The sequence below is a fragment of the Enterococcus sp. DIV0901a genome (genome assembly GCF_051711525.1).
GTDB lineage: Bacteria > Bacillota > Bacilli > Lactobacillales > Enterococcaceae > Enterococcus_B > Enterococcus_B faecium.
The window spans coordinates 40027-51687 of record NZ_JBIOMW010000004.1 but is presented as its reverse complement, the minus strand read 5'-3'; the positions used below and the strand labels follow the sequence as shown (position 1 = coordinate 51687).

Sequence of the window (11661 nt, the reverse complement as noted above, 5' to 3'; positions counted from 1 at the left end):
AGGTAGTTATAATGCAATCGATGGAGCTGGCGAGACCATGTTTGCGACTTATAATGATTACATGAACGATCCTTTAAAAACGTCTAGTCTATTTACTCGAAGACATGACCAAGCACCTATAGAAGAAGTAAAATATTTAAAAGAATATTTTACAGAAGCACAAAAAAATGAATCACCATTATGGTCAATCGTTTATAGTTTTCGTAATGAGTGGTTGATTAAACAAGGATATTTAGATCAAAAAACGAATGAATTAGATCATGAAAAATTGATAGAAGCGATAAGACTTTCTGTAGAATCTTTAGAAAAAAAAGAAGGACTTAAAGGGGAATGGTCTGCCGCTATTCATTACAATACAGGACATATTCATATTCATGTGGGTTATGTTGAAAAGTTTCCTACGAGAGAATGGATTTATTATGAACACCCGACAGATATTGAAAAGACAGGGTGGCAATTTAAAGGAAAATTCAAACAGAAAAATGTCAACTTTGCGAAACGAACATTTGTGAATGAGCTAATACAAAATAAAGACCAGTTGGTTCAAATGGAAGAATTGTTGGCAAAACAAAAAAATCTTGCTTTAGAGCATTCCACTGATTTTTTATCTGGTCGATATGAAAAATTGTTTGAACATTTGTATCAAAAGCTACCTAGCAAGAAAAACTATTGGAAATATGGTTATGCAGAACGTCATGGTTTCAAACCAGAATTAGATCGAATAGTGAATCTATTTCTACAAACAGATGGTCAAAAAACAATGGAAAGATTATTACCACTGTTACAAAAAGTATCAGACGAATATGAGGAAGCTTATGGCAATCCACGAAATAAACCGACTTATTTTCATAATCAAATTTATGGTAAAGAAGGTTTGTATGCGAGGATAGGAAATATTATTTTAAAAGAAGCATTAATGTATGCGAAGCAACAACAAAAAGGTCGAGTAATGGGAAGTCTAAGTACGGATGATATTGAGCAATTACGATTAGAACAGGCTTGTATTCGAACGGATTTACCTGACGCTTCATTAGAAAACTTTCAATCAGAAGAAGTTTATCAAGCATATAATGATTTACAATCACTCGAAGATCAGATTCCTGATGAGATGGAGGAATCTATAGCTATTTCTGATAAAGAATACCAAGAAATCAATGACGATTTTTTAGAATCTGTTTCTTTTGACGAGACTGATAGTATGCACGAACAAAAAAATAAGTCATTATTTATTCAGGAAGAAACTTCTAAAAAAATAGATGAAGCAATGAGTCAATTAACTGACTATTTTCAAAAACGAGATGAAACATTAGAGGAACGAAAAGCTTCAGTGATTGAACAAATGAAATATGAACAGAAGTTGAATGGGAAGAACAAACGTGCGATGTATATTCGAGAAAAAGATGGAGATATCTTTTTTGAACCTGTATCTGTATTTACTCATGAAAAGTTACAACAAAGAAGAGTATTTCATAGCGGAGAAAAGCCTGACATTCAGTCACTAAATTTTTCCAGTTCAGAAGATAAGCAATTTTTTTCAGATGATGAAGAGAAACAATATTCTTCAGATTCAAAAGATAAACAATCTGTTTCGTATAAGAAAGATAAACAAAAAATAAATAGTAACTTAGATGCTTTTTCAAGAGGAAATCAGCGCCGAATTTTAGAACAATATTCTGAAGCAACTCTGGTATATGGTTCACAGCAATGGAGATTGAAAAATCGCAAAGTAAAAGAAGATGAACTTTCAAATGGTATACGAATTGTTGCGCCACGAAGAGATGAAATGGGTTATATAGAATTTATAGAAATTTTGGTTTATGACATTAGCCAAACAGAAGAATTGCCACTTCATGAGAGAAATAAAAATGATGAGATTGAATCTAAGCGACCTAAATCTAAAGTTCAAACTAGAATAGGATACAACGGATATCAACCAAAGAACCAAGAGTATGAATTAAAAAAGATAATGAATCAGCTAAGAAAAAGTTGCGACCGGAGTCTTCAACATTATTTGAATCAACGAGCATATGAAGAAATGGAATATGCAATTGAGCATAACCTTTAATTGTGTAAGCACAGATAAAATACGTTGTAAAATCTAATTTTACGTGGTAAAATATTTGGCGAACAGGGGGAATGCAGAATGATTCATGTAACAGCTAGAAAAGTTGGTAATTCAATCTCTATTTCAATTCCTAAACAATATCAAGTTGAAGCAGGAACAGAGTATGTCACCTATAAATCAAAAAATGGTGGATTGATTTTTACACCAAAAATTAAAAATCCATTTTTATCAGATGAATCTTTTCAAAAAGCAGAAGATGAGGAATGGCAATTTTTAGCTCAGGAGGAGATAGAAAAGGATGTATGAACCGCAACAAGGTGACCTTATATGGTTGAATTTCACGCCGTCTTTTGGAAGAGAGATGAGGGGGAAACACCCAGCCCTGGTTGTTTCTTCCAATGCGTATAATCGTAAAACGAATTATATTATTGTGTGTCCAATTACTTCAGGAGGAAATAATTTTTCTGGTTATATTCCATTGCATGGATACAAAATACATGGAAGAATCAATGCGACACAGATTCATAGTTTTGATACTGAACGAATTGTGAGTAAAGAGTTTATTGATCGATTAAGAGGTGAAGACTTTTTATTAGTGAAACAAATCTTAGATTATTCATTAGAAATTGATTTTTGATAAAAACTGAATAGAAAAGGGTACGCCTTTTCTAAGGAGGGGCGTATCCGCTCCTCCTTCTTTTATCTTTATGGGAGGGAAACTATGAATTATCAAAAGTACAAAGAATTAGGAAACTTATTCAAGGAGACATTCCAAACGGTTGTTTCTGATAAGAACAATTTATTTGATTTTTTTAATCAGGTTCAGATGTTTCATAAATACGATATTTATGAGCAAATATTTATTTACGGACAGAAGTCGAATGCTACCCATATCGCTGATTTTGATACGTGGAAAAAATTAGGACGATTTGTTAAAAAAGGAGAAAAATCCATTGCTGTTCTTAGCCAGTCAACAGGGAAAATAAATATAAAACATTATTTTGATCTTTCTCAAACAGATGGAAAAAAACTTGATTTTCCAGATTATACGTTAGAAAAGAACGACTGGAATCTTTTAGTTAGCCAAGAGATAGAAGATTTAATTGATGAAACAGTTGATTTTACAGAAGAACCAGATATTCGTAGACTATCTATAGAAATTGGTTTATTTTTGGCAAAAAATAAGAGTATTGGTTCTGAAGTAATTGATATAACCGAACAAGAATTCACTATGTTACAAAGTTTGCCTAACTTTTTTAAAGTAATGAATTATGCAAATAAAGTAAACCGACTAATTAGTAAAGAAATTTTAGTTTATAAAAGAGAGAGGATGAATGAACATGAGTCTAAAATATTACGAGAACGAGACAGGTCAATTGATACCAGAAGTCGAGTATCCCAATTATCCACTGGGGAGATTCGGGAAAATAGCCGTAGCCAAATTACAGGAAGAGAATCCCGTGGAGTATCAAATCAAACTAGTCGAGGGCGATTTGATGAAGTGGGGACACGAGATCAACAAAAAAGTGTGGAACAGAGTAAGCGAATTGATGGAAGCGTTGGAAGAAGCCAATCCACTGACATCAGCCCAACAAGCGAATTTCGAGGAAGCGTCGAAGATACGAACGCAATTTCGGGAACAAGCAATCGAACTCGCAATGAACGAGATTCTATAGAGGTAAAATCTAATATAGATATAAAAGACTTGGAAGAAAAACAATCTTCGGAGTCTTTTTTTGTTGAGAAAAATCATGATTACGAAGAAATTACTCCAGATTTTACAGAAGAAGAACTGACAAATGCCTTGAAAAAGGGAACAGATATATCAAAAGGAAAAATCAATATCTATCAAACGTATCAAAGGATTGTGTCTAAAAAAGAACGTGAAAAATATTTAAAAAAAGAGTATGGATGGGCAAGTTTTTCATTAAAGATGCAGGGAAGGTCTTTTTCTATATTGGCTAGTAGTCCAAGAAAAGGAATTGTATTTAAGAAAAGAATCAATGATGAAAATTATGAGCGTGTGATGAAATGGTCGGAAGTTGAGGAACGTATCGGTTTGTTAATTCGTCAAAATGAGTATCTAACTGAAGAAGAACTTAAACTTGTACAATCAAAGAAAGAAGAATCAGTTAAAGAAGAGTTAAGCCAAATGGATACTGAAGCAGAGGAATTAACGCTATTTGATTTAGAAGAGATAAAAACAGAAGAAAAAACTGTTATAACTGAAGGATATGGGACAGAAGTAGCATTTATTCCGAAAATAGAAGCTAAAAAAGAGACAATCAATCATGGTGAAACAATGTTTGAACAAATTTATCGGAATAAAACAAACGGTTTTTCTTTTGAAAATATAGACGTTGCTCAATTTTATCCTAGTAAAGCGAGAGAAAAAATCAAAGCAAATCTTGAAGCAATTCGGTTATCGAAAGAAATTAGTCAGATACCTGGACGAATCGCTACTGACAAAGAACGAGAAGTTCTTGCAAAATATGTCGGTTGGGGTGGTTTGGCAGCGATTTTTGATGAACGTGATGACCAATATTTAAGTGAACGGAATCAGATGAAAGTTTTGTTATCTGCAGAGGACTATCGAGCAGCTAGAGAAAGTGTATTGACTGCTTATTATACTGATCCACGTATTATTCAAGCAATTTATCAAAAAATTGAAGCAATGGGCTTTAAAGGTGGCACAATTTTAGATCCTTCTACAGGAACAGGGAATTTCTTTTCTGCTATGCCAAAAACAATAAGAGAAAATTCCACGCTTTATGGAGTAGAATTAGACCCAATTACTGGAAAGATTGCGCAACAATTGCACCCTGACGCGAATATTGAAATTACAGGTTTTGAGAAAACTCCTTTAAATAAAGATAAATTTGACTTAGTCATTAGTAATATTCCTTTTGACAACTTCAAAATTGAAGATGAAAACTATTCTAAAAAATATGCGATTCACGATTACTTTATTAAAAAAGCCCTTGATAGCACAAAAGAAGGCGGAATTGTAGCAGTTATTACGTCGATGTCGACAATGGACAAATCAGATTCTTCTATTAGAAGAGAATATGCTGAAAAAGCTGATTTATTAGGTGCTGTTCGCTTACCAAGTAATGCGTTTAAGAAGATTGCAGGAACGGATGTTGTGACAGATATTCTTTTCTTCCAAAAAAATTATGAACGAGAATTAGAATACTCTCCTAGCTGGGTATTTACTGGAACAGATCCAGAAATACCAGAAGTAAGTATGAATAATTATTTTATTCGACACAAAGAAATGGTTTTAGGAGAATTAGCTGTCAAGAACTTCAGAGGACAAACCCTAACAGTCAAATCACATGAAGGAGACTTAATTGATTATTTAAACCAAGCATTTTTGAATTTTAATGGTCAATTAGCCATTTCAACGGAAACAGAAGTGATTGATTTAGTTTCGGTAGAAAAAGAAGGGTTAGAGAAAGAAATTCCAATGTTCAATTATGGAGTCATTGGTGACGAAATTTTCTTCAATGATGCTGGAGAATTAGAAAAGTATGCGAGTTCTAAAAAGTCCACAGAACAAATGAAACGATTGATTGAAATTAAAGAAGCTTTGCTTTCTGTCATTGAGTTACAACGAGATACAGAATATACACAGGAAGAATTACAAGCTTCTTTAAATCAGCTTAATGCTTGTTATGATGGATTTGTAGCTACTTATGGTTCGATAAATAAAGTAGGTAAAATATTTGATCGTGATGAGTATTATCCGTTGTTAAAGTCGATTGAAGAGGTTCAAGAAGATGGCACAGTTCGAAAGGGAGATATCTTCTTTCAAGCAACGATTCGACAAATAGAAGAAATCACTCAAGTAGATACAGCTCAAGAAGCTCTACAATTGTCAATTAATCGACAAATGAAAGTAGATCTCGATTATATGATGTCTATTTATCCAAAAGACAAAGAAACGATCATTGACGAATTAGAGGATTCGATTTTTATCAATCCTACGAAGTATCAAGGTGATATTTATGGTAATGTTTGGGAAACACGTGAAGAATATCTCAGCGGAGATGTCAAACAGAAATTAGTGGAAGCAAAATTAGCGATTGAATCTTATCCAGAAATTTTTCAAAAAAACGTGTCAGCACTTGAACAATCACAACCAACACCATTAAAAGCTGGAGATATTGATTATTCTTTGGGAGCTACTTGGATACCAAAAGAGATTTATCAATCGTTTATGTATGAATTATTTGAAACGCCTCAATACATGCAGAGAAGCGGGATTATTCAACTAGAGTATGATTCCTATGCTTCTAAATATTTTATTCGTGGAAAAAGTAGAGACGAAAATGCGTTAACAACCAATAAATATGGGACAAAGCGTGCAAATGCGTATTTGATTTTGGAAAATAGTTTAAATCTTTTAAAAGTGGAAGTACGAGACCGAGTGATTGATAATGACGGTAAGAAACGATACGAACTCAATCCAAAAGAAACGATGTATGCACGTACGAAACAAGAAGAGCTACAAGAAACCTTTAAAAGTTGGGTGATGAATCATAGTGAGGTATTGGAAGAATTACATGCAATCTATGAAGAACGGTTCAATCGAATTGTGCCGAGGACTTATGATGGCAGCCAACTAGAGTTTCCTGGTTTGAATCAAAAAATCACTTTACGCCCTGCGCAACAAAATGTGGTCGCGCGTATCCTACATGAAGGAAGAGCGTTAATGGCACATTCTGTAGGGGCAGGAAAAACACTTTCCATGATTACAGCAGGAATGATGATGAAAGAACATGGACTGATCAAGAAACCATTGTACGTTGTGCCTAATCATTTAGTGGGAGATTTTGGGACAGAATTATTGCGCTTTTATCCTGCCAAAAAAGTATTGATTACCACAAAAAAAGATTTTGAAAAAAGTAAACGCAAAGAGTTTGTTTCTCGAATTGCAGTAGGAGAATATGACGCCGTTATTATTGGTCATAGTCAATTTGAAAAAATCACGTTATCGCCAGAACGGCAAAAGAAAATGTTACAAGAAGAAATTGATCGAGTTTCTGAAGCAGTTGCGGAATATCAAATGAATAACGAAGAAGAATCTTGGTCAATCAAACAGATGATTTCTTTTGAAAAACGATTAAACGAAAGACTTGAGAAATTAAATAAACAAGATAAGAAAGATCATATGATTTATTTTGAAGATTTAGGAGTGGACTTCTTATTTGTTGACGAGGCGCATGTTTATAAGAACCTTTATTCTTATACGAAACTATCCAATGTGGCAGGAGTGAACTCTTCCAATAGTTTACGTGCCAGTGATATGGAAATGAAGGTCAAATATCTGTTAGAAGAAAATAATCAACGAGGGGTTGTTTTTGCGACAGGGACGCCGATTTCCAACTCGATGTCTGAAATGTTTACAATGCAGAAATATCTTCAACCCGATATATTAGAAGCATATGGTGTCAGTCATTTTGACGCATGGGCTTCTACTTTTGGCGAGATTATTTCTTCTTTAGAGATTAATCCTGAAGGTAGTGGTTATCAGATGAAGAATCGTTTTGCTAAATTTCACAACTTACCTGAATTGATGACTATGTTTAATTTGGTAGCGGATATCCAAACACCTGATATGTTAAAACTTCCTGTGCCTAAATTAAAAACTGGAAAAGCACAAATTGTTGTCACTGAACCAATTCAGTATCAAAAAGATAAGGTGGAAGAACTTGGTGATCGTGCGATGGCAGTACGTGAAAAAAAAGTAATGCCAGAAGAAGACAATATGTTGAAAATCACGAATGAAGCAAAACTCATGGCTTTAGATCCACGTTTATTGGAAGACTATGATGAAGAAAAATATGATTCTGAAGAATTAAAGAAAACAAAATTAGCTACTTGTGCCAATAAAGTATTTGCGATTTGGAAAGAAACAGAAGCAGCTCGTTCCACGCAAATGATTTTTTCTGATTCTGGTACACCAAATCCAAAAAAATTTAATGTTTATGATGAAATGAAACGATTATTGATGGATAAGGGAATCCCAGAAGAAGAGATTGTGTTTATTCATGACGCTAAAAATGATAAACAACGAGAAGCGATGTTTGAGAAAATGAGAAAAGGCTTGATTCGCATTATGTTGGGAAGCACAAGTAAGGTTGGGACAGGAACGAATGTCCAAAACAAATTAATTGCGGCACACCACATTGATTGTCCTTGGCGTCCTTCAGATATCCAACAACGTGATGGAAGAATCATTCGACAAGGCAATGAAAATAAAGAAATTCAAATCTTCCGTTATGTGACCAAAGGAACATTTGATAGCTTTTTGTGGCAGATCCAGGAACAAAAGCAAACGTATATCTCTCAAGTGATGTCTGGTAAAGCTATTTCTCGAAGTGTTGATGAATTGTCTGAAACGGTACTAGATGCCTCAGAAGTTAAGGCATTAGCAACAGGTAATCCATTGATTGCAGAGAAGATGAAATTGGACAATGAGATTAGCCGTTTGCGGATGTTGCAATCTGCTTTCTTGAATGAACAAGAAAGTCTAAAAAGAAATGTAGAACAAAATTATCCGAAAAAAATGCAAGAAATTAAACATTCGATTACCCAATTGGAAAAAGATATCGAATTGTCAAAACAATATTCTAATAATGAATTTCAAGTTCAATTATTGAACATGACTTATGATTCTCGAACGGAAGCTACGCAAAAGCTTGAACAGTTGTGCCAAGCTTATAATCGTTCTGAAGAATTTGTAGAAGTGGGTGCTTATCAAGGTTTTAGTATCCATCTAAAACGTAGCGAAATGCAGTATGGAAAGCTTGAAATGAAATTGCAATCTGAAGGTGGACAATATACAACGTTGATTGATCCACAAGCGGGTATTGGTATGGTTCGTCGAATTGAAAATATTGTCCAAAAATTGCCTGAACGGGTCTTAGAAAAACAAGAACAACTAAAGGAAACAGAAGAAAAGTTAGAAATAGCCAAACAACAATTTGGTCAGTCTTTCCCGCAAGAAGAGGAATTAAAAGAAAAAGTAGCAGAACAAACTCGAATTAATACAGAAATCGAATGTTCACTAAGTAAAAAGACAGATAGGCATTCAACAGATGAAGAAATTATGGAAGACGAAGAAATGAACTACTCTACCGAGGAAAGTAGTGAAGAAGAAATAGAAATGGGAATGTAAATGTATAAAAAGAAGGCATAGTACTTATTGCCTTCTTTTTACTTTCTTTTATTTTTTGCATATAATTCTAAATCTGATCTTTTATAAAGTTTGATTTTAGCACTTCCTTTTCCTTCATTTTCATAAAAAGGTTGGATGTACTTTAAACGAACGGATTGTTCAAAAGCTTTAACTGATTGCCCAGTTATTTCAGCACCTTTTCTTTTATCTACTAAATTATTATAAATCCATTCTTGAATTTCTTCCTCTGTTTTAATTTCCATGTTTTATTCACTCCTTAGTAAAAATATAGCATTCCCACTATAAAAAATCAATGTTATGGTATACATACTATAGTAGGTATGCTATAATGTGTTTGTAAGTTAATTGATAAGAAATGCTAGGAGGAAAAATAATGAAAGAAACTTATTCAATCAAAGAAATATTAAGAAAATTAGAAGCTACGGATGATGGGATACTATTGATTCCTGATTCTGATGTAGCAATTGTCGACGAACGTGATTTGGAGGTTTTTGAACTCCCTGAATCATTGAAAAATTCAAAAGTAATCTGTTTTTGGACGACAGATGGAATTAGAAATTATTTTAGTATTACAAAGAATAGAATTATCTGGTTTGATAATTTTCTAAGCGAAAGTGCGACAGTTTTTGAAGGGAACGTAAAAGAAGAAATTGAAATTGTGATTGATGAAAGAACATTTGAGCCTAAAATTTTATCCAAAAATATCAAAGAATACGAAGATTTAAATTTTTATCAGGAGACAGGGATAGATCAAAACTCCGAGCTTTGAATTAGTTAAAAAGAAGTATTATGACAAGAATTTTTTCTTCTTGTCATAATATAAAGGAGGAAAATAATTTATGAAAAACTACAAAAAAATCAGTTTAATTTTTGTTTTATATTTAGCTGTTTTTTTCTCAGCAATTCGTATAGATGATTATTTATTTGATGGAAATTTGAATCAAGAGCTATCGACACTAAAAAGGCAACATAAAATTGATGATTTTGAAATAGAAAAGTCTACTCAAAGCTTTATGAAAAAGAAGTACTCCATGCAACTTTCATATTCTTCAGAAGATAATCATGCTTATCCTCGAACGATTGAACTCATTCGATCCCCATTTTCGAGTCGAAAGGTTTCTATTGAGTTTGAAAAATAGATGAAAGGAGAATATTTATGTTTTCAAATCGAGAGTGTTTTTGGGGAAGAAATTATATTCCTGTAGATTATTTTAATAAGGCACATTGCTGGCCACCAACTTATGTAAAATGTGATTGTTCTGAATTAGCGAAACACAAAACTTATATGAAAAATGGGCATTTTTATGATACGTATGTTTGGGAATGCTTAAAGTGCAAAAAGAAATATGCTTTGGTAAAAGGAACGACGCATTTTGAAGAAATAAAAACAGAAGGAGAGTAGTTTTGAAAAAAATTATTTCAGGCATTGTCGTATTTATTGGTGCGATAGGTATTGGAATTGGTGTATTTCAGCCACAAGAAGTAAGGCAAATCACTTCGATTGTCGATCAAACATTTAACGAGTTATCTGATAAAAAAGTGGAACATACTTCAGATCAAGTAGAAGTAAAAAATCATAATAAGCCAACTTTTTCTTCGAAAGACTTGTCTCTAGATAAGGGGAATTGGCAAGTATTTTCTGATTTAGATTCACTAAACCGAGTAGGTGAAGCGAATGCTATGTTGCACAAAAGTATGATGCCGACTGAAGAAAGGGAACGATTATATATCAAACCAACAGGTTGGAAACAAAAGAAGATGAAGAATGGTGATTATCTATACAATCGTTGCCATTTGATTGGTTACCAGTTGACTGGAGAAAATAATAATCCAAGAAATTTAATGACAGGTACACGCTCGTTCAACACTCCTGCAATGGTAGAGTATGAAAACAAAGTGGCAGAATATTTACGAAGAACAGGAAATCATGTTCGCTATCGAGTGAGACCAGATTTTCGAGGAAATGAACTGGTTGCTAGAGGTGTACAAATGGAAGCGCAAAGTATAGAAGATAATGGACTTTCTTTCAATGTTTATATTCATAACACGCAGGAAGGTTATGTCATTGACTATCAAACAGGAAATTCTAGGGTTCAAAACTAATCAAGGGCGTAAAAATAGAGGTTACTTCCGTAAAAAGTAACCCCCAACAATCTACTATCCACGCCCATTCTAACAAGAGAATGGAGAGAAATCAAGATGAAGAAAATAAATAGTAATTTAGCAATGCTTATATTAACAGTAGGTATTTGGATTAGCTTTTTATCCATCGAATGGAAAGTTATTTTGTCTGCAGGAACAATGATTTACTTATTTTGTTCGTGGGATGTATATGTTGTAGAAGAACTACCGAGAAATTGTAAGAAGTCATTGAAAAATCTTCAGATAA

General features: G+C 33.4%; 9 protein-coding genes. 8 read left to right on the top strand and 1 reads right to left on the bottom strand.

Going from position 1 to position 11661, the window contains the following annotated elements; translation table 11 throughout:
- From mobP2 to IGL70_RS14350, 4 genes are all read left to right on the top strand, one after another.
- Window positions 1-2065: MobP2 family relaxase (mobP2, locus tag IGL70_RS14365; RefSeq protein ID WP_438734878.1), on the top strand; the 2065-nt coding region annotated here is incomplete at its 5' end.
- A gap of 78 nt (window positions 2066-2143) precedes the next feature.
- Window positions 2144-2371, top strand: coding sequence for a type II toxin-antitoxin system PemI/MazE family antitoxin (mazE, locus tag IGL70_RS14360; RefSeq protein WP_071856366.1), 228 nt, complete (start codon window positions 2144-2146; stop codon window positions 2369-2371).
- On the top strand, window positions 2364-2702 hold the full coding sequence (locus tag IGL70_RS14355; protein ID WP_081123657.1) for a type II toxin-antitoxin system PemK/MazF family toxin: 339 nt from the start codon (window positions 2364-2366) through the stop codon (window positions 2700-2702). The genes mazE and IGL70_RS14355 overlap by 8 nt, the downstream gene beginning before the upstream one ends.
- Window positions 2703-2786: 84 nt before the next feature.
- Entirely contained in the window at window positions 2787-9251 is a 6465-nt protein-coding gene (locus tag IGL70_RS14350; RefSeq protein WP_113844059.1) for an SNF2-related protein, read from the top strand.
- A 38-nt stretch (window positions 9252-9289) separates the two neighbouring features.
- Here the strand turns inward: IGL70_RS14350 and IGL70_RS14345 are convergent, their stop codons facing one another.
- On the bottom strand, window positions 9290-9514 hold the full coding sequence (locus tag IGL70_RS14345; RefSeq protein WP_086325258.1) for a hypothetical protein: 225 nt from the start codon (window positions 9512-9514) through the stop codon (window positions 9290-9292).
- Between the two features lie 131 nt (window positions 9515-9645).
- On the opposite strand from IGL70_RS14345, the gene IGL70_RS14340 reads away from it, so the two are divergent.
- From IGL70_RS14340 to IGL70_RS14325, 4 genes are all read left to right on the top strand, one after another.
- Complete coding sequence (locus tag IGL70_RS14340) at window positions 9646-10041, top strand: hypothetical protein (RefSeq protein ID WP_086325259.1); 396 nt, start codon at window positions 9646-9648, stop codon at window positions 10039-10041.
- A 70-nt stretch (window positions 10042-10111) separates the two neighbouring features.
- The gene (locus IGL70_RS14335; protein WP_104853519.1) at window positions 10112-10411 is read left to right on the top strand and encodes a hypothetical protein; all 300 of its coding nucleotides are present in this window, start codon (window positions 10112-10114) and stop codon (window positions 10409-10411) included.
- A gap of 17 nt (window positions 10412-10428) precedes the next feature.
- Window positions 10429-10674, top strand: coding sequence for a hypothetical protein (locus IGL70_RS14330; protein ID WP_086325261.1), 246 nt, complete (start codon window positions 10429-10431; stop codon window positions 10672-10674).
- A gap of 2 nt (window positions 10675-10676) precedes the next feature.
- Window positions 10677-11375 (top strand): DNA/RNA non-specific endonuclease, encoded by a 699-nt coding sequence (locus tag IGL70_RS14325; protein WP_104853520.1) that lies wholly within the window; start codon window positions 10677-10679, stop codon window positions 11373-11375.
- Window positions 11376-11661: the final 286 nt, after the last annotated feature.